The sequence below is a fragment of the Paenibacillus sp. ALE2 genome, from assembly GCF_054113385.1.
Genome location: NZ_CM134213.1, coordinates 4528749 through 4554311, shown reverse-complemented (window position 1 = coordinate 4554311; position 25563 = coordinate 4528749). Strand labels below are relative to the sequence as shown.

Here is a 25563-nt window from a genome sequence, read left to right as displayed (position 1 = left end):
ACGGATGAAACGGGCCAAAAACAAATGGTGGCGTACTATGTCGCGGGACAAGAAATCCGTGCCAGCGAGCTGAGAAGTGAGCTGGGCCGGGAGCTGCCAAGCTACATGGTGCCGTCGTACTTTGTACAGCTGGAGCAAATGCCACTGAGTCCCAATGGCAAAATCGATCGCAAGGCATTGCCGGCACCGGAAGGCAGCCTGCAAACCGGAGCCGATTATGCAGAGCCGCGTACGGCGCAAGAACGCGCGCTGGTCGCGGTCTGGCAGTCCGTACTGGGCCTACAGACGGTCGGCATTTTGGACAATTTCTTTGATCTGGGCGGCGATTCTATCAAAGCCATCCAAATCGCATCTCGTACGTTCCAGGCTGGCTATAAGCTGGACATGAAGGATTTGTTCCAATATCCGACAGTTGCAGCCCTGGCACCGCATATGCATGAGGTCCGTCGTATAGCAGATCAAGAAGAAGTGAGCGGGGAAACGGCGCTACTTCCGATCCAGCATTGGTTCTTTGCGCAGGAGCGCGAGCGTCCACAGCACTTTAATCAAGCGGTCCTGCTCTATCGCGCTGAGGGCTTTGAGGAGACGGCGGTTCGGAAGGCTATGGATCACCTCGTGAAGCATCATGATGCGCTGCGTGCGGTCTTCCGTCAGACTTCCGCTGGTTATACGGCTTGGACACGGGCTGTAGAGGAAGGCACGCTGTATACGCTGGAAACAGTGGACTACCGTAAACAGGAAAACTATGCGGAAGCGCTGGAAGCGAAGGCAACGGAAATTCAAAGCAGCATGGACCTGTCCGCAGGACCGTTGGTGAAGCTGGGATGGTTCCGTACAGCCGAAGGCGACCATCTGCTGATCGCCATTCACCACTTGGTGGTGGACGGAGTGTCGTGGCGGATTCTGTTCGAAGATTTCTCGACAGGCTACGAGCAGGCGAGCAAGGGTGAACCTGTACGATTGCCTTATAAAACAGATTCCTTCCAAACTTGGGCACAGGAGTTATCTTCTTACGCCAACCGTCCAGAGGCGGCAGCGGAGGACATGTACTGGAAGCAGCTGGAACAGGCCAAAGCGGAAGCTACGCCGCTGCCTAAGGATTTTGCCTATGAGGGCTCCTTGAACGCAGACAGCGAAGTGCTGACCGTAGCGTGGACCGAAGCTGAAACCGAGCAACTGCTGAAGCAGGCTCATCGCGCCTACAACACCGAGGTCAATGATTTGCTGCTGACTGCGCTGGGACTCGCGATGCACCGCTGGACAGGCGCAGGCCATGTGCTGGTGAATCTGGAGGGACACGGCCGGGAAACGATCCTGCCAGAGGTGGATATTACGCGTACGATCGGCTGGTTTACGAGCTTGTATCCGGTGTTGTTGGAGACCAGCAAGGAAATGACACTGGCTCAGCGAATTAAAGAAACGAAGGAAGGCTTGCGCCGGATTCCGCATAAAGGGCTGACCTATGGCACCTGGCGCTACCTGTCCCCTGCGTCCGGATCAGGTGAAGCACATGCAATTGCAGCCGAGCCGGAAATTAGCTTTAACTATTTGGGGCAAGTCGATCAGGATCTGCAAAACAGTGGAATCACGTTGTCGTCCTACCATGCAGGGGAGACAGAGGATGCCCATTCCCGCTTGCCGTACACGCTGGATTTAAACGCGATGATCTCGGAAGGCACGCTGCGTTTGACAATTGCTTACAGCCGTAAGCAGTATCGTAAAGAAACGCTGGAGCGTGTGGCGGGACTGCTGCAATCCGCTTTGCAAGAGATCATTGCGCATTGCACCGCTCAGGAACAACCGGAACTGACGCCAAGTGATGTATCCTTCAAAGGCTTAACGACTGGAGAGCTGGAACAGATTGCGGAACAGGCGGCACATATTGGTGAGCTGGAAAATGTATACGCACTGACGCCAATGCAAAAGGGAATGCTCTTTTACAATCTGATGGATTCGCAATCGGGAGCGTATTTTGAACAGGCCTCCTTTGATCTGCGAGGGCATTTTAATATCGCTGCATTTGCGGCCAGTCTGGATGTCTTGGTGCAGCGGCATACGGTACTGCGCACGAACTTCTACAGCGGCTGGAAGGATGAACCGCTTCAGGTTGTGTACCGGAATAAGCGCAGTGAACTGTATGTTGAGGATTTGCGGGATATGGAGGAAGAGCAGCAAAACGAGTACATGCTCGAATTTACACGTAAAGACAAGCAAAGAGGTTTTGATCTAGCAAAAGACGCCTTGATGCGTGTCGCTGTGTTGCGCACAGGTGAGGATACGTACCGTTTTGTATGGAGCTTCCATCATATCGTGATGGACGGCTGGTGCTTGTCACTGGTGACAAACGAAGTGTTTGCAAGCTATTTTGCGATCCTGGCTCATAAACAACCGAAACTGGCCCCTGTAACCCCGTACAGTCAATATATCGAATGGCTGGAGCAGCAGGATCGTCAGGCCTCATCAAGTTATTGGAGCAAGGTTCTGGATGGATATGAGGAGCAGTCCCGTTTGCCACAGGCAAAAATCCAGGGCAAAACAGGGTATCAGGCGGAGCGTCTGGATTTTGATTTGGGCGTAGAGCTAACAACTGGTATTCAGCGTATAGCCAAGCGTTATCAGGTGACCATCAATACGTTGATGCAGACCGTTTGGGGCCTTTTGCTGCAAAAATATAATGGCACCGATGATGTCGTGTTTGGCAGCGTGGTATCTGGACGTCCGGCAGACATTCCGAACGTGGAGCATATCATTGGTCTGTTTATCAATACGATTCCGGTGCGTATCCGCAGTCAAGTGGACAATCTATTCTCCGACGTGATGAAGCAAACCCAGGAGCAATCGATTGCTTCCCATGTGTATGATACGTATCCGCTGTATGAAATTCAGGGGCTGTCAGAGCTTAAGCAGGATTTGATTAATCATATTCTTATTTTTGAGAATTATCCGGTCGAGGAACAAATCGAGCAATTAGGTAGCGGTGAGGCGTCCAGCTTCACCATCACAGGAGCCGAGTCTGTCGAGCAGACCAACTATGACTTTAACGTGGTAGTGCTGCCGGGGAATACCATTCACATGAGCTTTGGCTATAATGCCCTGACCTTTGAACGGGAAAGTGTAGAGCAAATTCGAGGTCATCTGGTGCAGCTACTGGAGCAAGTGACAGCCAATCCGGACATCCGTGTACATGAGCTGGATATGGTTACGGTGCAGGAGCGCGAGCAAATCGTTGAGGTCTGGGGCAATACAGCGGCAACCTATCCAAGCGAGCAAACGATTCACGGCTTGCTCGAGGCGCAAACGGCGCAGACACCGGAGCAGACAGCCTTATTCTTTGAAGGAGAGCAATTGACTTATCGTGAGCTGAATGAACGCGCCAATCAATTGGCTCGTACCTTGCGCAGTCAAGGCGTGACGAAGGATCGTCTGGTGGGTCTGATGACTGAGCGCTCGGTGGACATGATCGTGGGCATCTTTGGGATTTTGAAGGCTGGGGGCGCCTATGTTCCTATCGATCCAACCTATCCGGAGGAACGTATCCGCTATATGCTGGACGACTCGGGAGCGAAGCTACTGTTAACACAAAGCCATCTGGTGGACAAAGCAGTTATCGATGGTCAAGTGCTGGTGCTGGATGGAGCACAAAGTGTGTATCACGAGGATGGCTCCAACCTGGAGCCGTGGTCCGGCCCGAATGATTTGGCGTATGTGATTTATACGTCAGGGACGACGGGGCAGCCGAAGGGCGTGATGCTGGAGCACCATGGGCTGTGCAATCTGAAAACGTATTTTGATCAGACGCTCAAGATCCGTACGTCGGATCATGCGCTACTGTTCGCCAGCTACTCGTTTGATGCAGCTTGCTGGGAAATCTTCCAGGCGCTGTTCTGCGGCGCCACGTTATACGTACCAACGACAGAGACGATTTTGAACTACGAACGGTTTGAGCAGTATATGGCCGATCACCGGATTACGGTGGCCGCTTTGCCGCCGACCTATGCGGTGTACCTGGAGCCGGAGCGGATGCCAAATCTGCGTATTTTGTTCACTGCGGGCTCAGCCTCTTCCACCGAATTGGTATACAAGTGGAAGGATCAAGTGGCGTACTACAATGGCTACGGTCCAACCGAAAACTCGGTGGCGACGTCCATCTGGCCGGTATCCGAGGATGAAAGGGCAGGCCAACTCATTTCCATCGGTCGTCCTATGCCGAATCACCGGGTGTACATGCTGGATGTGCATGGACATTTGGCTCCGGTCGGCGTAGCAGGTGAACTGTGCGTATCTGGTCCGGGTCTGGCGCGTGGATATTTGGATCGTCCAGAACTGACGGCGGAGAAATTTGTACCGAACCCGTTTGCGGCTGGCGAAGCAGGCTATGAACGAATGTACCGTACGGGGGACTTGGCGAGATGGATGCCCGACGGCAACATCGAGTACTTGGGCCGGATCGATCATCAAGTGAAAATCCGGGGCTACCGGATCGAACTGGGCGAGGTCGAAGCACAAATATTGAAAGTGGAGGACGTGCAAGAGGTCATCGTCCTGGCCCAAGCGGACGAGCAGGGACAAAACCAACTGGTGGCGTACTATGTCGCTGAAAGAGAAGTCAGCGCGGGTGAGCTACGCAGCTTGCTGGGTGAGGAACTGCCCAACTACATGGTGCCTTCGTACTTCATCCAGCTGGAGCAGATGCCGCTGACACCGAACGGAAAAATCGACCGCAAGGCCCTGCCGACACCGGAGGGCAGCCTGCAAAGCGGAGCGGATTATGTAGAGCCGCGCACAGCACTGGAGCAGACGTTGGTTTCGATTTGGCAGTCTGTCTTAGGAGCGAAGAGAATCGGGATTTTGGATAATTTCTTTGACCTCGGCGGCGATTCGATCAAAGCGATCCAGGTATCGTCCCGCTTGCTGCAAGCGGGCTACAAGCTGGACATGAAGGATTTGTTCCAATATCCGTCCATTTCGCTGCTGAGCGGTCATGTACAAAAAGTGAGTCGTACGGCCGATCAGGGCGTGGTTTCGGGAAGTGTTAAGCTGACCCCGATTCAACAATGGTTCTTTGGACAATCATCAGCAGAGCCGCATTATTTTAACCAGTCGGTGATGCTGTATCGAGCAGAAGGCTTTGATGAAGCCGCGTTGCGTCAAACGATGACCAAGGTGACGGAGCATCATGATGCGCTACGTATGGTCTTCCGTCAGACCGAACAGGGCTATGAAGCGTGGAATCGCGGTGTGAATGAAGGTCAGCTGTACAGTCTGGACGTTGTGGATTTGACAGGCGTCGAAGATGCGGCAGATGTGGCGATGGCGATGGAAACGAAAGCCAATGCCATCCAAAGCTCGATTCGTCTAGACGAAGGACCGCTGGTGAAGCTGGGACTTTTCCGCTGCATAGATGGAGATCATTTACTGATTGCCATTCACCATTTGGTTGTAGACGGCATTTCATGGCGGATTGTGTTTGAGGATTTTGCGACTGGATATGAGCAGGCCGTTCGGGGAGAAGCGATTCGCTTGCCATATAAAACGGATTCGTTCTCCACTTGGGCAGAGCGTTTGTCTCAATATGCCAACAGTCCGGCCATCGACAATGAACGCGAATATTGGGAGCGTCTTGCCCACGCGGAAGTCGCATCGCTACCTAAGGATCAAGAAAGAGCGGCAGGACAGCATTTTGTGGTCAGAGACAGTGAGACGGTGAGCGTGGCGTGGAGCGAACAGGACACCCGACTGCTGCTGCAGGAAGCACATCGTGCGTACCACACCGAGGTCAATGATCTGCTGTTAACCGCACTCGGTACCGCATTGTACAACTGGAGCGGTCAGGAGCGTGTGCTGGTCAATCTGGAGGGCCATGGCCGGGAAGCTATTGTTCCCGATATCGATATCACACGTACCGTGGGTTGGTTTACGAGTCAGTATCCAGTACTGTTGGATGTCGATGGAAAGGCAGAAGTAGGGCAGCGCATCAAACGGGTAAAAGAGGACCTGCGGCATGTACCGCATAAGGGCATTGGCTACGGTATGTTGAAGTATATGTCACAGGATGATGCTACCTCCTCCTGGAGCCTGGAGCCTGAGATCAGCTTTAACTATTTGGGACAATTTGATCAGGACTTGGAGAATGGTGAGATCACGCTGTCTTCACATCCAGGTGGAGAGCCGTTGAGTGACCACACCGTACTGGAGCAGCCGCTGAATGTGAACGGCATGATTACAGCAGGCGTGCTGACCCTGGAAATTCGTTATGACAGCCATGTATACCAACAGCAAAACGTAGAGAAGTTTGCCCGGCTATTGCAGGAAAGCTTGCAGGAAGTCATCAAGCATTGTGCCTCCCAAGAGCGGAGTGAGCTAACGCCAAGCGATGTCTTGTTCAAAGGCTTGACACTGGAGCAGCTGGAGCAATTGACGGAGCAAACAGCTTCTGTGGGCGAGCTTGAAAATGTGTATGCTCTTTCTCCCATGCAGAAGGGGATGCTGTTCCATAGTCTGATGGAGCCGGACTCAGGCGCATACTTCCAGCAAGCGTCGTTTGATCAAAAGGGCAGCTTTGATGTTGCTATTTTCCGTAAGAGTCTGGATCTGCTGACACAGCGTCATGAAGCGCTGCGGACGAATTTCCATCAATTTGAAACAGGACATGGTCTGGAGCCATTGCAAATCGTGTTCCGTCATAAAAATAGCGATCTTTCCTTCAAGGATATACGCGAAATGCCGAAAGCGGAGCAACAGGCATATATCCAGGCGTTTAAGCAGGAGGACCAAGCGAGAGGTTTTAATCTCGGTACGGATGCGCTGATGCGCGTACAGGTATTGCAGACCGATGAAGAAACGTATCACTTGGTCTGGAGCTTCCATCACATTGTCATGGACGGCTGGTGCTTGTCGCTCGTTACGGGCGAGGTGTTTGGTACGTACTTTGCGCTGCTGGAGCAGAAACAGCCGGAGCTTGCTCCGATCACACCGTATGGCCAATATATCGAATGGCTAGAGCGCCAAGATGAACGTGCGGCAAAAGAGTATTGGAGTAGCTATTTGGCGGGCTTTGAACAGCAGACGTTGTTACCTGGAGCAGATACTTCATCGAAAGACCACGTGGCGGATAGCAGCGAAAGTGTTCTGTCTACGACAACAAGCGATACCAGCAAATATGTTTCTGAAAAAATAACGGTAGAGCTGGATCCAACGTGGAGCGAAGCCATGTACCGGATTGCGAAGCAGCAGCAGGTCACGATTAATACGCTGATGCAGAGCGTGTGGGGCCTTATTTTGCAGCAATATAACAACAACGAGGATGTTGTATTCGGTAGTGTCGTATCTGGACGTCCGACGGATATTCCGGGTGTAGAGCATATGATCGGCCTGTTCATTAATACCATCCCAGTGCGGATTCAAAGTGAGCGAAATGCCACGTTTGTGGACATCATGCGCAAAACGCAGGAGCAAGCGCTGGCTTCAGGCGTCTATGACAGCTTCCCGCTGTATGAGATTCAGGCGCTGACCGAGCAGAAGCAAAATCTGATTAACCACATTATGGTATTTGAGAACTATCCGGTCGAGGAACAAGTCGAGCAGCTGGGTGAAGTTCGTCCATCCGCGTTTGACATTACGAATGTAGAGGTTGTCGAGCAAACGAACTATGATCTGGACTTGATTGTGATGCCAGATGAAACCTTCCGGATCATGTTTAGATACAACGCGAATGTGTACGATCGGTCTACGATCGAGCGGATGCAGGGACATGTACTGCATGTCATCGAGCAAATTATTGACAATCCGCATATCCGAGTGAATGAGCTGGCATTGGTGACAGCGGAAGAGCAGGCACAGATCGTTCAGGTGTGGGGAGATACGGCAGCAGCCTATCCGCAGGATCAGACGCTAAGCAGTCTGTTTGAGCAGCAGGTAGCGAATACACCGGAGCAAGTGGCAGTACTGTGTGGTGCAGAGTCGTTGACCTACGCGGAGCTGAACGAGCGGGCTAACCGTTTGGCCCGGACCTTGCGTGCGCAAGGGGCTCAGCCGGATCAGCCGGTGGGCATTCTGATTCACCGTTCGCTGGACATGATCGTAGGCATCTACGCGATCCTGAAGGCCGGCGGAGCCTATGTGCCGATTGATCCGGAATATCCGGCCGATCGTATCCGCTTTATGCTGGAGGACTCGGAAGCGAAGCTAGTGCTAACGCAAGCGCATCTGGCGGAGCAAGCGTCGCTGAGTTTTGACGGCCAGGTGCTGGTGCTGGATCGTCAGGAGCAAGATGGCAAGGATATTTATCACGAAGACGGATCAAATTTGGAGCCCCTAGCTGGACCGCATCATGTTGCCTATGTCATCTATACCTCTGGCTCTACGGGAAAACCAAAGGGCGTGATGGTGGAGCACCATTCCGTGCTGAACCGGATTTTGTGGATGCATGAACGTTATGGCTTGAGTGCGGAAGATACGATTCTGCAAAAGACCGCCTTCACCTTCGACGTGTCGGTGTGGGAGCTGTTCTGGTGGTCGATGGTCGGCTCGAAGGTAAGCCTGTTGTCCGTCGGCGGAGAAAAGAACCCGGAAGACATCGTCGACACGATTGCCAGCGACGGTGTGAGCACGATACACTTTGTACCGGCCATGCTGCATGCGTTCCTGGAGTATGTGGAGCAGCAGCCACGGGAAGTAATGCAAGCGAAGCTGGGCACGCTGCGCCATGTCTTTGCCAGTGGTGAAGCGTTGCCGCCACAGCATGTGGCCCGGTTCCAGCGGCTCGTGTCGAGCCTGGCCGGAGCGAAACTAGTCAACCTGTATGGACCAACCGAAGCAACGGTGGACGTATCGTACTTTGATTGCGAGCCGGATGAGGCATATGCGGTGATTCCGATCGGAAAACCGATTCAAAATATCCGTCTGTACATCGTGAAGGAAGGCACGGAGCAATTGCAGCCGATTGGGGTTGCAGGGGAGCTGTGCATCGGCGGTGTCGGCGTAGCCCGCGGTTACCTGAACCGTCCGGAGCTAACGGCCGAGAAATTTGTTGCCGATCCGTTTGCCGGCGGGGAAGCTGGGTATGAACGGATATACCGCACTGGTGACTTGGCGAGATGGATGCCAGACGGCAACATTGAATACTTAGGCCGGATTGACCATCAGGTGAAAATCCGTGGGTACCGGATTGAGCTGGGCGAGGTCGAAACGCAGCTACTCCAAGTGGAATCGGTACGAGAAGCGGTGGTCATGGCTCGTGCGGATGAAACGGGCCAAAAACAAATGGTGGCGTACTATGTCGCGGGGCAAGAAATCCGTGCCAGCGAGCTGAGAAGTGAGCTGGGCCGAGAGCTGCCAAGCTACATGGTGCCATCGTACTTTGTACAGCTGGAGCAAATGCCGCTGAGTCCCAATGGAAAAATTGACCGCAAGGCATTGCCGGCACCGGAAGGCAGCCTGCAAAGCGGAGCCGACTATGTCGCACCGCGGACGTGGGTGGAAGTGAAGCTGACACAAATTTGGCAGGATGTACTGGGTCTGGCGCAGGTCGGCGTGAAGGAAAACTTCTTCGAGATTGGCGGACACTCGCTGCGGGCGACGACACTGGCCTCGAAGATTCACCAAGAGCTGAACAAGCCGCTTCCTCTGCGCAGTATTTTTGAAGCCCCAACCATTGAGCAGCTGGCAGCTGTGCTGGAGGGGCTGGATCAAGTGGCATATGCATCGATTCCGGTAACGGAAACTCGCACATTCTACCCGTTATCCTCGGCGCAAAAACGACTGTATGTGCTGCATCAGTTCGACCCGCAGGATGTGAATTACAACATGCCGTCGGTGCTGCAAGTGAGCGGTCCGCTGGATGTGAAACGAGTGGAACATGTATTCCGTCAACTGATTGCCCGCCATGCAACCTTGCGTACCCGCTTTGAGCTAATCGACAGCGAGCCGATGCAATGGATTGAGGACGCTGTGCCGTTCGAGGTGGAATATACGAAGGTACAAGCAGCGGGTGCGACTGTGGACACAGATCAGGACACAACTACAGATACGTACACAAGAGTCAACATAGAAGCACAAGAGCTGGTGCGGCACTTTGTCCGTCCGTTTGATCTCAAAGCTGCGCCGCTGCTGCGGGTAGGCTTGGTGGATCTGGGCGTTCAAGGAGCGAAGCAGGAATCCCAGCATTTGCTCATGCTCGACATGCACCATATCGTCTCGGATGGGGTGTCCATGGAGGTCCTGACCGATGAGTTTGTCCGCCTGTATGGCGGTGAAGAGCTAGCGCCTTTGCGGATTCAGTACAAAGATTATGCCGTATGGCAGCAAAGCGAGGCCCATCAGGAATGGATGCAGCGTCAGGAAGCGTACTGGCTTGACACCTTCCAAGGTGAACTACCTGTACTGGATCTCTCTACTGACTTTGCCCGCCCAGCGGTGCAGAGTACGGCAGGGGATACGATCGAATTTGTACTAGAGCGTGAGGTTAGTGAACGCCTGAAAGAACTGGCGGCACACACCGGCGCTACTCTGTATATGGTGTTGTTGGCGGCGTACACCACGCTCTTACACAAATACACAGGCCAAGAGGACATCGTCGTTGGCACACCGATTGCCGGACGACCGCATGCCGAACTGGAGAGTCTGGTTGGTGTATTCATCAACACGCTGGCGATGCGCAATTATCCGTCCAGCGACAAGTCGTTCCTGGACTATCTGCAAGAGGTCAAAGAGCATGCGCTCCGTGCGTATGAGCATCAGGACTACCCGTTTGAAGAACTGGTTGAAAAACTGAATGTAACGCGGGATACGAGCCGGAATGCGCTGTTTGACACGATGTTTGAGCTGAAAACAATGGAGCAGCAGGAGTTCGAGCTGAAAGGTCTGACCTTGAGCTCCTATCCACTGGACAATCATACGGCCAAGTTTGATCTGAGCTTGGAGGCCATAGAGCAGCCAGAAGGTATTCTGTGCAGTCTGGAATACAGCACGGCGCTGTACAAGCCGGAGACCATGACGCGATTGGCACAGCATTTTGCGGAAATCGTTCGAGCTATTGCCTATCATCCACAGCAGCCCCTGGCAGCTTTGAATATGGTAACCGCCGAGGAAAAAGAGCAACTCATCGATGGATTTGGAAATGTGGGGGTATTAGGTGCTGATGCTGTTGAAGCGGGAGCCCTGTTCCATACCTATGTGGAAGAACAAGCCCAGCTTGTGCCGGATCACGTGGCGGTGGTGTATGAGGAGCAACAGCTGACGTACCGCAAACTGAATGAACGTGCAAACCAATTGGCGCGTAAATTGCGAAAGGAAGGCATTGGACGCGAGTCGATTGTCGGCATTTTGAGTGAACGCTCGGTGGATATGTTGGTCGGTGTATTGGCGGTGTGGAAAGCCGGAGGCGCCTATGTGCCGCTGGATGCAGACTATCCATCCGAACGGATTCGTTTCATGCTGGAGGACAGTGGTGCGACGGTACTGTTAACTCAGACGGGATTGCATGAGCGCGCACAAGCATGGCTGGAGGAAAGCCAATGGGCTTTGGGCGATGAAAATGCTAAGGGTGAGCTGGAGACGGCAGTTAGCGCTGAAACGATGGAAAGGGACAATCTGAATGAAGGTTTGAGCTTGAAATCAGATTCGAAGTCTGACAGCGAAGCAGCATCTGAATCGGCAACAAAGCTGCGCCTGCAAACCATACTGGCATTGGACGATGAGTTACTCTACACCGGGGATGCCACGAATATCGAGCCGATCAATGAACCGCACGATCTGGCGTATGTGATCTACACGTCTGGGACAACCGGACGTCCAAAAGGTGTCATGATCGAACATCGCAGCTTGGTGAATACCGCTGCGGCCTATCGTCGGGATTACCGCCTGAGCGAATTCCCGGTACGACTGCTACAACTGGCTAGCTTCTCCTTCGACGTGTTCGTCGGTGATATTGCGCGGACACTTTATAATGGTGGAACGATGGTTATCTGTCCGAAAGACGACCGGATTGATTTTAGCCGTCTCCACGGATGGATTCGTGACTACCAAATCACGGTGTTCGAATCGACTCCAGCTTTGATTGTACCGTTTATGCAGCATGTACATGAACACGTACTAGATATGAGTAGTCTAGAGCTGCTCATCACGAGCTCGGATAGCTGCAGTGTGACAGACTACCGAGTGCTGCAGGAGCGGTTTGGTGCGGAGATCCGCATCATCAACAGCTACGGTGTTACGGAAGCGGCGATTGACTCCAGCTTCTACGACGAAGAACTGTTGAAGCTGCCAAGCAGCGGCCATGTGCCGATTGGTCAGGCGTGGCTGAACGCACGCTTCTATATCGTGGACAGCCAGCTGAATCCGGTCCCGATTGGCGTACTGGGCGAGCTGTGCATTGGCGGTGCTGGTGTGGCACGGGGGTACCTGAACCGTGCGGACCTGACGGCGGAGAAATTCGTAGCGAACCCGTACGTGCCGGGTGAACGACTGTATCGTACCGGCGACTTGGCGCGGTGGATGCCAGACGGCCATGTGGACTTTATCGGCCGGATGGATGATCAGGTCAAAATCCGGGGCTTCCGGATCGAGTTGGGCGAGGTGGAAGCGCAGCTGCTGACTGTGGATGGCATTGAGAAAGCCATCGTCACCGCCTGGGAAAACGAAGACGGAGACAAGGATCTGTGTGCGTATGTCGTAGCCTCGGAGGCGCTGAATTTGCCGGAGCTGCGCAGCATACTCCAGCCCAAACTGCCGGGCTATATGATCCCGACCTACGTCGTACCCCTGGATCGTTTCCCGCTGACACCGAATGGGAAAATCGACCGCAAAGCGTTGCCCGCACCGGAAGCGCGCCTCGAAGGAGGCACGGAGTACGTGGCGCCGCGCACAGAACTGGAAGAGCAGCTGGTACGTATTTGGCAAAGCGTTCTGAATCATCACCAAATAGGCATCCAGGATAACTTCTTTGAAGCGGGAGGACATTCGCTGCGCGCTACTACACTGATGGCGAAAATCCATCAGGAGCTGAATCACAAGCTGGCCTTGCGAGATATTTTCCAATATCCGACGATTGAGCAATTGGTACAGGTGATGGGTGAAGATCAGACCCAGCAAACGTATGTATCCATACCTGTTGCAGAGGAGCGCGAATATTACCCCGTTTCCTCGGCACAAAAACGGATGTACGTTCTGAGTCACCTGGAAGGTGGAGAGGTTAGCTACAACATGCCAGGAGCTTTGATTATCGAAGGTTCCTTGGATAAAAAACGACTGGAACAAGCCTTCCGCCAGCTGATTGCCCGTCATGAGGCCCTCCGAACCCGATTCGATATGGTGGATGGTGAGGTGATTCAGTGGATTGAATCCAGCGCCCCATTCAGCGTGGAGTATGTACAGGCAAGCGAAGAAGAGACACCGCAGTACGTACAAGACTTTGTACGTGCATTTGATCTCGCACAAGCCCCATTGCTGCGGGTTCAGTTGATCGAAAACGGACCGGGGCGTCACGTCATGCTCTATGACATGCACCATATTATTTCGGATGGCGTCACGGAAGGCATTATCGTGCAGGAGTTCTCTCAATTGTATGAAGGCCAGGAACTGCCGCCATTGCGGATTCAGTACAAGGACTATGCGGTTTGGCAGCATGCAGATATGCAAAGTGAACGCCTTCGTGCGCAAGAAAGCTATTGGCTGAAAACCATGTCTGGTGAAATCCCGGCGCTGGATATGCCAACGGATTTTACAAGACCTGCTGTACAGCGTCTGGAAGGAACTCGATTTGAGTTTGCGATCCGTATGGAGGACAGCGAGCAGCTGAAGCAGCTGGCCGCGCAAACTGGCTCTACCTTGTACATGGTGTTGCTGGCAGCGTATAGCACGCTTTTGCATAAATACACGGGTCAAGAGGATATCATCGTCGGCACGCCGATTGCCGGAAGACCACATGCGGAACTGGGGAGCCTGGTAGGCGTATTCCTCAACACGCTGGCGATTCGCAATTATCCGTGTGGCGACAAAACGTTCCTAGATTATCTGCAAGAGGTCAAAGAGCATGCGCTCCGTGCGTATGAGCATCAGGAATATCCGTTTGAAGAGTTGGTTGAAAAGCTGAATTTAACGCGGGATACGAGCCGGAATGCGCTGTTTGACACGATGTTTGAGCTGAAAACATTTGAGCAGCAGGAGTTCGAGCTGGAAGGTCTGGCCTTCAAGCCGTATCCGACGGACAATCATACATCCAAATTTGATCTGACCTTGGATGCCGTAGAGCAGCCAGAAGGTATTCTGTGTAGTTTGGAATACAGCACGGCGCTGTACAAGCCGGAGACCATCGCACGCTTGGCACAGCATTTTACTGAACTCGTACGTGCGATTACACTTCATCCACAGCAGCCACTGGCAGCTCTGGATATGGTAACTGTCGAGGAGAAGGCACAAATCCTCTATGGTTTTGGAGATGTAGGCGTATCGGAGGTTGCGGCTGAAGCAGAAGTCTTATTCCATGCCTATGTGGAAGAACAGGCACAGCTTGTGCCAGATCATGTGGCGGTGGTGTACGAGGAGCAGCAGCTTACGTACCGCCAGCTGAACGAGCGTGCGAACCAATTGACGCGCAGACTGCGAAAAGAAGGCATTGGACGCGAATCCATTGTCGGCATTCTGAGTGAACGCTCGGTAGACATGCTGGTCGGCGTACTAGCGGTATGGAAGGCTGGAGGCGCCTATGTGCCGCTGGATGCAGACTATCCGTCCGAACGGATTCGTTTCATGCTGGAGGACAGCGGTGCGACGGTGCTGTTGACTCAAACCAGTTTGCAGGAGCGCACGCAAGCATGGCTGAATGAAAGCCAAGGGGCTCTGGGCGAAGGAAAGACCGAGGGTGAGTTGGAAACAGCGGTTAGCGCTGAAACGATGGAAAGAGACAGCCTCAATGAGGGTGTAAGCTTGAAATCAGATTCGAAGTCTGGCCGCGAAGCAGCATCCGAGCTGGCAACAGGGCTGCGTCTGCACACTGTACTAGCATTAGACGATGAGTCGCTGTATACCGGAGATGTCACAGACGTCGATCACATCAACGAGCCGCACGATCTGGCGTATGTGATCTATACGTCCGGTACAACCGGGCGTCCGAAGGGCGTCATGATCGAGCATCGCAGCTTGGTGAACACGGCTGCGGCCTATCGCCGGGATTACCGTCTGAACCAGTTCCCGGTACGTCTGCTGCAACTGGCCAGCTTCTCCTTCGACGTGTTCGTCGGCGATATTGCACGGACGCTCTATAATGGTGGCACGATGGTCATCTGTCCGAAAGACGACCGCATTGATCCAAGCCGTCTATATGGCTGGATTCGCGATTATCAGATTACCGTGTTCGAATCGACGCCAGCCTTGATCGTACCGTTTATGCAGCATGTGCATGAACACGGGCTGGACATGAGCAGTCTGGAGCTGCTGATTACGAGCTCAGACAGCTGCAGCGTGACGGACTACCGAGTGCTGCAAGAACGGTTTGGCGCAGATATCCGTATCATCAACAGCTATGGCGTCACGGAAGCGGCGATCGACTCCAGCTTCTACGACGAAGAGCTGTCGAAGCTGCCAAGCAGCGGGAATGTGCCGATTGGTCAGGCATGGCTGAACGCACGCTTCTACATCGTAGACAGCCAGTTGAATCCAGTGCCGATCGGCGTACTGGGCGAGTTGTGCATCGGCGGCATCGGGGTCGCACGGGGGTACCTGAACCGTGCGGACCTGACAGCCGAGAAATTCGTAGTGAACCCGTACGTACCGGGTGAACGTTTGTATCGCACTGGCGATTTGGCACGGTGGATGCCAGACGGCAATGTAGACTTTATCGGCCGGATGGACTATCAAGTCAAAATCCGGGGCTATCGGATCGAGTTGGGCGAGATTGAAACGGCGATTCAGCGGGTGCCGGGTGTGCGTCAAGCCGTAGTCATCGACCGGACGGACGAGCGTGGACACAAGTATTTGTGCGGATACATCACGGGAGAAACCGAGCTGCGGATCGAGGAAGTACAGGCCGCGCTGGAAGCCGGACTGCCAGCGCACATGGTGCCAGCACGGCTGATGCGACTGGAGACGATCCCGCTGACCAGCAACGGCAAAATTGACCGTAAGGCCTTGCCGGAACCGGAAGGCAGCATCCATACGGGAGCAGCCTATGTAGCCCCGCGTACCAAGGTGGAGCAAGTATTGGCTGCGGTATGGGCCGGAGTGCTCGGCGTGGAGGCCGTAGGCACGCAGGATAACTTCTTCGAGCTGGGCGGCGATTCGATCAAAGCGCTGCAAGTATCGTCCCGCTTGCTACAAGCAGGCTATCGACTGGAGATGAAAGACCTGTTCAGCCATCCAACGGTGTCTGCATTGGCGCCGAAAGTCCAATCCGTTACCCGATTGGCGGATCAAAGCGAAGTGGTAGGCGCGGTGAAGCTGACACCCGTTCAACACTGGTTCTTGGAGCAAAACCTGGCGGATGCTCATCATCACAACCAGTCCATCATGCTGCATAGCAAGGATGGTTTTGATGAAGCGGCACTGCGCACAGCGATGGATCAAATGGTTAGTCATCACGATGCACTGCGGATCGTTTTCCGTCCTACCGAACACGGGTATGAAGCTTGGAATCGCGCGGTGGGTGAGGGTGAGCTGTATACGCTGGATCAGGCAGACTTCAGGAAGGAGTCGGAAGTGTCTGCGGCGATTGAGGCCAAAGCGAATGAAATTCAGGCGGGGATTCATTTAAGCGAAGGACCGCTGGTGAAGCTGGGGCTGTTCCATTGCCCCGATGGAGATCATTTGCTGATAGCTATTCATCACTTAGTAGTAGATACCGTTTCTTGGCGCATTTTGTTCGAGGATCTTACGACAGCCTACGAACAAGCATTGAACGGACAACCGGCTCGTCTTCCACACAAAACGGATTCGTTCCGTACCTGGGCTGAGGGACAGTCTCACTATGCGAACGGTCCAGAAATGGCAGCAGAGCTTGCCTTCTGGAGAGAAATGGAACAAGGGGTGTATGAGCCGCTTCCAAAAGACGAATCCCCTTCTCATTCCTTGAATAAAGACAGCGAGCTCATGACAGTCACGTGGACAGCTCAAGAAACGGAGCAGCTGTTAAAACAAGCACATCGTGCCTACAACACGGATATGAATGATTTGCTGCTGACCGCACTCGGCCTGGCTATTCATCGCTGGGCGGGGATTGAACGAGTGCTCGTCAACCTGGAAGGCCATGGACGGGAATCCATTCTGCCGGAGCTGGATATTACGCGTACTGTTGGCTGGTTTACGACCCAATTCCCGGTTGTGCTGGATATAGGCGCGGGGCAAGATCTTTCACAGCGCATCAAACAGGTGAAAGAAGGGTTACGCCGGATTCCGCAAAAGGGTATTGGCTACGGTATGCTGAGATACCTGTCCGCGGCATGTGAGCAAGAGCGTTTTGGAACCGAACCTGAAATCAGCTTTAACTATTTGGGACAATTTGATCAGGATATGCAAAATCAATCCATTGGCGTGTCTCCTTACGCTAGCGGTGCCGAGCTGAGCGCACATGCAGCCAGATCGCACACGCTGGATCTGAACGGACTGATTTCAGAAGGTCAATTGCAATTGACGATCAGCTACAGCCATCAGGAATATCGCAAGGAAACGATGGAGCAGCTAGCCGAAGCGCTCAGAACCAGCCTGCAGGACATCATCGCACATTGCGCGGACCGCAAACAGCAGGAGCTGACGCCAAGCGATGTCAAGCTTAAACATGTAACCTTGGCCGAGCTGGATCAGTTAGTAGAGCGGACTCGTGACATCGGGGAACTGGAAAATGTATATGCCTTGACACCGATGCAAAAAGGCATGTTGTTCCATAGCCTGATGGATGCAGCGTCAGGGGCTTATTTTGAACAAACGACCTTTGACTTGCGTGGTCGCTTCCAAGCAGATATTTTCCAAGATAGCTTGAATCATTTGGCGCAGCGGCATGAGATCTTTAGAGCTAATTTCATTAGCGGCTGGCAGGATGAGCCCGTGCAGGTGATTTTCCGGCGCAAGGATGTTGGTTTCAGCTATGAAGATTTGCGTCATTTGGATGATCAGGAACGTGACGCATATGTGAAGGAATTTATTCGCCAGGACAAGGCAGCCGGATTCGATTTGTCCCGGGATGCGTTGATGCGCGTGGCGATTTTACGGACAGGTGATGAGGATTATTACTTTGTGTGGAGCTCTCATCACATCCTAATGGATGGCTGGTGTGTGGCGTTGGTAACGGATGAGGTGTTTGAGGCTTATTTTGCAGCCGTAGAACATAGAGAACCAAAGCTCGCCCCGGTGACTCCATACAGTCAGTATATTGAGTGGCTTGAAGCCCAGGATGTAGAAGCAGCAACCTCATACTGGAAAGATTATTTGCTGGGCTATGATCAACAAACGTCGATTCCAACCGGAAAAGTCGGCGCAAAAGCGGACGGTGCACAATTTGAGCATGTGTTGTGCGATCTAGGTAAGGATTTGACAGGGCGCCTGGAAATGGTAGCCAAGCAGTACCACGTGACCCCGAATACATTACTGCAAACAGCCTGGGGCTTACTGCTTCAAAAGTACAACAGTAGTGATGATGCCGTCTTTGGCGGTGTTGTGTCGGGTCGTCCAGCTGATATTCCGGGGATCGAAAATATGGTGGGCTTGTTCATTAACACCATTCCCGTACGTATCCGCAGTGGAGCTGAGGACACCTTTGCCGACCTGATCAGAGTGAATCAGCAGCAGGCGCTGGCTTCTCAAGATTATGAGACGTACCCGCTGTATGAAATTCAAGCCTTGACCGAGCAAAAGCAAGAGCTGATCAACCACATTATCGTGTTTGAAAACTATCCGGTGGAGGAGCAGGTCGAGCAGCTTGGCGAAGGTGCAGCGTCGGATTTTGTAATCAGCAATGCAGGCATGATTGAACAAACGAACTATGATTTCAATCTGGTCGTCATGCCGCAGGAAGCGATGAAAATCCGATTCGAATATAATACAAAAATATTTGATCGGGAAGCCGTGGAACGGACTCAGGGACATTTAATACAGCTACTGGAACAAGTGGTAGCGAATCCGGCCATTCGGGTGCAAGAGCTGGATGTGTTAAGCGAGCAGGAACGCGAGCAAATTCTCAGCGTATGGGGAGATACAGCCGCCGAGTATCCAAGCCAGCAAACGATCCATGGTCTGTTTGAGACACAAACGGCGCACACACCAGAGCAGCCAGCGTTGTACTTCGAAGGAGAGCAGTTGAGTTATCGCGAGCTGAATGAACGTGCGAATCGTCTGGCTCGTACTTTGCGCAGTCAAGGCGTGACAAAAGATCGGCTGGTGGGTCTGATGACCGAACGCTCGATAGACATGATCGTGGGCATGTTAGGGATTTTGAAAGCCGGAGGCGCATATGTACCTATCGATCCGGCGTATCCGGAAGAGCGTATCCGCTACATGCTGGACGACTCGGGAACAGAGCTGTTGTTGACGCAAAGCCATCTGGTGGACAAGGTAGCTTTTGACGGTCACATGCTGGTGCTGAATGGGGCACAAAGTGTGTATCACGAGGATGGTTCTAACCTGGAGCCGTTGTCCGGTCCGAACGATCTAGCGTATGTGATCTATACGTCGGGTACGACGGGGCAGCCGAAGGGTGTTATGGTGGAGCATCGCAATGTCGTACGTTTGGTGAAAAATACAAACTACGCACAGTTGGATGCTGACACGCGCATATTGCAGACAGGCGCTATTGTTTTCGACGCATCCACCTTCGAAATTTGGGGATCTGTATTAAACGGTGGACAGCTTGTGCTAGTGAGTCAGGATGTCATTTTGGATGTGCTCAAGCTTAAGGATGCTGTCCACAGCTACGGCATTACCACGATGTTTTTGACCACACCGCTCTTTAACCAGCTGTCTCAACAGGATTTGACGCTGTTCGAGGGGATACGGGAGCTGCTGGTCGGTGGTGATGTAATGTCCGTACCACATATGAACCGGGTGCTGGAGGCCCATCCATCCCTGCGAATTAGTAACATCTATGGCCCGACTGAAAATACGACCTTTTCAACAGTGCATGCGATCATCGGTGTGCAATCGGAATCAGTGCCAATTGGCAGACCGATCCATAATTCGACAGCGTATGTCGTGGACCATTCGATGCGGCTTCAGCCCGTCGGGGTATGGGGTGAACTGTTGGTAGGCGGTGACGGGGTGGCACGTGGATACCGCAACCGTCCGGACCTGACGTCCGAAAAGTTCATCGACAGCCCGTTCCGCAGTGGAGAACGCTGCTATCGCACAGGCGACATGGTACGCTTGAATGCAGACGGTACGCTGGAATATAAGGGGCGGATCGACGCGCAGGTGAAAATTCGGGGCTACCGAATCGAACTGGGCGAGGTAGAAACGCAGCTGTTGAAGCTGGAGGCAGTGCAAGAAGCTGTGGTCATCGCACGAGAAGATGAGCAAGGGCAAAAGCAGCTCTGTGCTTATGTGGTCGCCAATGAGGAAGTTGTCGCAAGTGTGCTACGCAGCACTTTGAGCCAGAAGCTGCCAGGTTACATGATCCCTTCCTATCTGGTACAGCTGGAGCAGATGCCGCTGACACCAAACGGCAAAATCGACCGCAAGGCCCTGCCAGCACCAGAAGACAGCCTGCAAACCGGAGCCGACTATGTTGCACCGCGAACGTGGGTCGAAGTGAAGCTGGCGCAGATTTGGCAGGATGTGCTAGGCCTGACGCAGGTCGGCGTAAAGGAAAACTTCTTTGAGATTGGTGGACATTCACTGCGGGCGACGACACTGGCCTCGAAGATTCACAAGGAGCTGAACAAGCCGCTTCCCCTGCGCAGTATTTTTGAAGCACCAACGATTGAGCAACTGGCCGTTGTATTGGAACAGCTGGATCAAGTAACGTATGCGTCCATTCCGGTAACGGAAGAACGTAGCTTCTATCCCCTGTCCTCGGCGCAAAAACGACTGTACGTGCTACATCAGTTCGATCCGCAGGATGTGAACTACAACATGCCATCGGTGCTGCAAGTGAGCGGTCCGCTGGACGTGAAGCGAGTGGAACATGCATTCCGTCAACTGATCGCCCGTCATGCGTCCTTGCGCACCCGCTTTGATCTGATCGACAGTGAGCCGATGCAATGGGTTGAGGACACTGTGCCGTTCGAGGTGGAATATACGAAGGTACAAGAAGAAGGTGCGACTACGGATACAGACACGAGGGTCGGCAAGGAAGTGGATGAGCTGGTGAGTTGCTTTGTCCGTCCGTTTGATCTCAAAGCTGCGCCGCTGTTGCGGGTGGGCCTAGTAGATCTGGGCGTATCCGGAACTGAGCAGGAACCGCAGCATGTACTCATGCTCGACATGCACCACATCGTTTCGGATGGGGTGTCTATGGGGGTACTAACTAATGAATTTGTCCGCTTGTATGACGGTGAACAGCTAGCGCCATTGCGGATTCAGTACAAAGATTATGCTGTATGGCAACAAAGTGAGACCCATCAGGAATGGATGCAGCGTCAGGAAGCCTACTGGCTGGACACCTTCCGGGGGGAACTGCCTGTACTGGATCTACCGACGGACTTTGCCCGTCCGTCGATACGAAGTACGGCAGGCGATACCGTGGTGTTTGGGCTGGAACGCGAAGTGAGCGAACGCCTGAAGGAACTGGCGGCGCACACAGGCTCTACCCTGTATATGGTGCTGCTGGCGGCATACACCGCACTCTTGCATCAATATAGTGGCCAAGAGGACATCGTTGTCGGCACGCCGATTGCCGGACGACCGCATGCCGATTTGGAGCCAATCCTCGGGATGTTCGTCGGTACGTTGGCATTGCGAAACTATCCGACAGCGGAACATACCTTCCGCAGCTACGTGGAAGAAGTGAAGGTTCGGGCCCTGCAAGCCTACGAGCATCAGGACTATCCATTTGAGGAACTGGTGGAAAAGCTGAATGTGAAGCGGGATATGAGCCGCCATCCATTGTTCGATACGATGTTTACCCTGCAAACGACCGAGGAAGGCGAACTGCAACTGGCAGATCTGAGCTTCCGTCCATACGGCTTGGAGCAAACACCAGCGAAGTTTGACTTCACGCTGGAAGCCAGAGAGGAAGAGGCAGGCATCCAGTTCGGATTGCAATATGCAACTGCGTTGTATCAACGGGAAACCGTTGAACGGATGACACGTCACTTTATTCGCTTAGCCGAAGCCGTGGCGGTAAACCCGGATGCGAAGCTGGGTGAGCTGGAGCTGATTACGACCGAAGAAACCGAACAGATTCTGGAGGTGTTCAATGATCCGAACGCGCACAGCATGCGTGGAACACTCCAAGGTCTGTCGCTCAGCGAGCGTTTTGAAGAGCAAGCGAAAAACAGCCCTGAGCGGATAGCCGTTGTATCTGGGGACATAGGTCTAACCTACGCTGAGCTGAATGAGCAGGCGAACCGGTTGGCCCGTGTGTTACGGGCGAAAGGTGTTGAAGCAGATCAACCGGTAGGCGTACTGCTGGAACGTTCTGCGGATCTTCTGGTGAGCATTCTGGGGGTACTGAAGGCCGGAGGCGCGTATGTGCCAATGGATACGATGTATCCACAGGAACGGATCGACTATATGCTCCAAGACAGTGGGGCAAAGGTCGTGATCACCAGCAGAGCCGCCAGCCTTTCGCTGAGCTTGCCATCCACAGTACAAGCTATCGTTCTTGACGATGAGGACGTTCAAGCTCAATGGGGAGCACAGGATGCGAGCAACCTGATCCCTGTCGCCGGCCTGCATAACCTGGCCTATATGATCTACACGTCAGGTACAACCGGTCAGCCGAAAGGGGTTATGATTGAGCAAGGCAGTGTCGGCAATCTGGTAGACGCTTTATATGAGCGAGTGTACAGTCGGTATGATCAGCCGCTTCACATCGCATGGCTGTCCGCATTTGTATTTGACGCTTCGGTGAAGCAGATCTTTGCCAGCTTGCTGCTAGGTCATACCCTGCATGTGGTATCCCGTGACGTCAGCCTGAGCGGAGAGCATTTGATCGCCTACTACCGCACGCACCGAATTGATCTGTCGGACGGCACACCAGCGCATCTGCATATTTTGAACGAAAGCGTCAATGTGACAGAAGCGCCGGATGTGAAGCATTACCTGATCGGGGGCGAAGCCTTATCCGTGCAGCTGGTACAGGGGTTCCTGCACAAATGGTCCGGGTATCATCCGGTCATTACGAACGTGTATGGTCCGACCGAAGCGACCGTAGATGCAACCGCCTATACGATTGAAGATGTAGAGTCGCTGAATGTACTGCTGGAAAAAGGGGAGCACACGGTATCCATCGGAACGCCGATAGCCAACCAGGCTGCGTACATCTTGAACACTCGACAACAGCTGGTACCGATCGGTATCGCGGGTGAACTTTATATCGGAGGGGCAGGTATCGCACGAGGATACCTCAACCTGCCGGAACTGACGGCTGAGAAGTTTGTTCCGAATCCGTTTGCTGATGCGACGGCCGCTGATCCAGCGGACAGCACTTACGCAAACCGTATGTACCGGACAGGCGACCTGGCACGGTGGCTGCTGGATGGCAGTATCGAGTATTTAGGCCGGATCGACCATCAGGTCAAAATTCGCGGGTATCGGATCGAGCTGGGCGAGGTGGAAGCACAGCTGCTGACCGTGGACGGCATTCAGAAAGCCGTAGTCACGGCATGGGAAAACGAAGACGGACACAAGGATCTGTGTGCCTATATCGTAGCTTCGGAGTCGCTGAGTCTACCGGAACTGCGAAATGCGCTGCAGCCGAAGCTGCCGGATTACATGATCCCGACGTATGTGGTACAGCTGGATCGTTTCCCGCTGACGCCCAACGGGAAAATCGACCGGAAGGCATTGCCAGCACCAGAAGCACGCCTTGAAGGAGGCCTGGAGTATGTGGCACCGCGGACGCCACTGGAGGCCAAGCTAGCCCAAATCTGGCAGGATGTCTTGAAGCTGTCCAGCGTAGGAGTCACCGACTCATTCTTCGATATGGGTGGACACTCCCTGCGGGCCACGACGCTGGTGGCCAAAATCCATCAGGAACTGGGCAGCCGAATTACACTGCGTGAGGTGTTCCAGCACTTTACGATTGAGCAGCAAGCCCAGCTGATCACCGCGCAGGGCACAGACACCTATACGGTGATCCCTACAGCTGCCAAACAGTCTTACTATCCGGTTTCCTCGGCTCAAAAACGACTGTATATTTTGAGCCATCTGGACGGTGGGGAGGTCAGCTACAATATGCCGGGTGTATTAGTCGTGGAGGGGCCGCTTCAGGTAGATCGACTGGAGGATGCGTTCCGTCAGTTAATAGCCCGCCATGAAACGCTGCGAACTTCCTTTGAAATGGTGGATGGTGAGGTTGTGCAGCGAGTTTACGATCAGGTAGCGTTTGCAGTAGAGCGCCTGCAGGCCCATGAGTCTGAAGCCGAAGCCTATATCGAGTCTTTTGTACGCAGCTTCGATCTTCAGCAGGCACCTCTGCTGCGTGTCCGTCTCATTCAAACCGGACCCGAACGTCACCTCCTGATGTACGACATGCACCATATTATTTCAGACGGTGTGTCGTCTAACAATATCGTGCAGGAGCTGGGACAACTGTACGAGGGACAGGCCTTGGCACCGCTGCCCATTCAGTACAAGGACTATGCCGTGTGGCAGCAGCATGAAATGCAGCGTGAATCATACCAACGCCGGGAACAGTTCTGGCTGGAGCATTTAGCCGGAGAGTTGCCTGTACTGGAGCTGCCGATTGCTTACCCTAGACCTGCTGTTCGCAGCTTCGAGGGAGCAATGTATGAATTTACTGTTGACTCGAATGTATCCGAGCAACTGCGCCGAATCGCGGCACAGACCGGAAGTACGCTGTACATGGTGCTACTGAGTGCCTATACCGTCCTGCTGTCCAAATACAGTGGTCAGGACGATTTGATCATTGGTACGCCGGTAGCAGGCCGCTTGTTGCCTGAACTGGAGCCACTGATCGGCATGTTCGTTAATACACTAGCCATCCGGCACCAGCCGCAGGGCAACCAAACGTTCCACAGCTACCTGCTGGAAGCCCGAGAACGTACGCTGCAAGCCTTCGAGCATCAGGATTATCCGCTTGAAGAACTGGTGGAAAAGCTGGATGTAGCGCGGGATGCAAGCCGTAATCCGTTGTTTGACACCATGTTTGTACTGGAAAATACAGAGTCACAGGAAGCGCAACTTGAAACGCTGTCCTTTAGTCCTTATGTTAAGGAACACAGGACCTCCAAATTCGATTTGACCTTGTCCATGAGTGATGAAGACGGGCAGATCAAGGGTTCCTTTGAATATTGCACGAAGCTGTTTGGCGCAGATGCTATTGAACGATTAACCGGAGATTTGATAGCGATCCTGTCCCAGGTTGGAGCTAATCCAGATTTGCTATTAAGCGAAATTCAGGTGAACTCGGACGAGCAGCCGGAAGGCTTCTCGCCGGATTCCATCGACTTTATTTTCTAA

At 53.4% G+C, this 25563-nt stretch carries 1 protein-coding gene (cut by a window edge); it reads left to right on the top strand.

Annotation, left to right across the window (positions count from 1 at the left end):
* On the top strand, positions 1-25563 hold the 3' portion of the coding sequence (locus ACXHJ1_RS19695) for a non-ribosomal peptide synthase/polyketide synthase (RefSeq protein WP_457905093.1). 16728 nt of this gene lie to the left of the window's left edge; the window shows 25563 of its 42291 coding nt (coding positions 16729-42291); the start codon falls outside the window, past its left edge; the stop codon is at positions 25561-25563.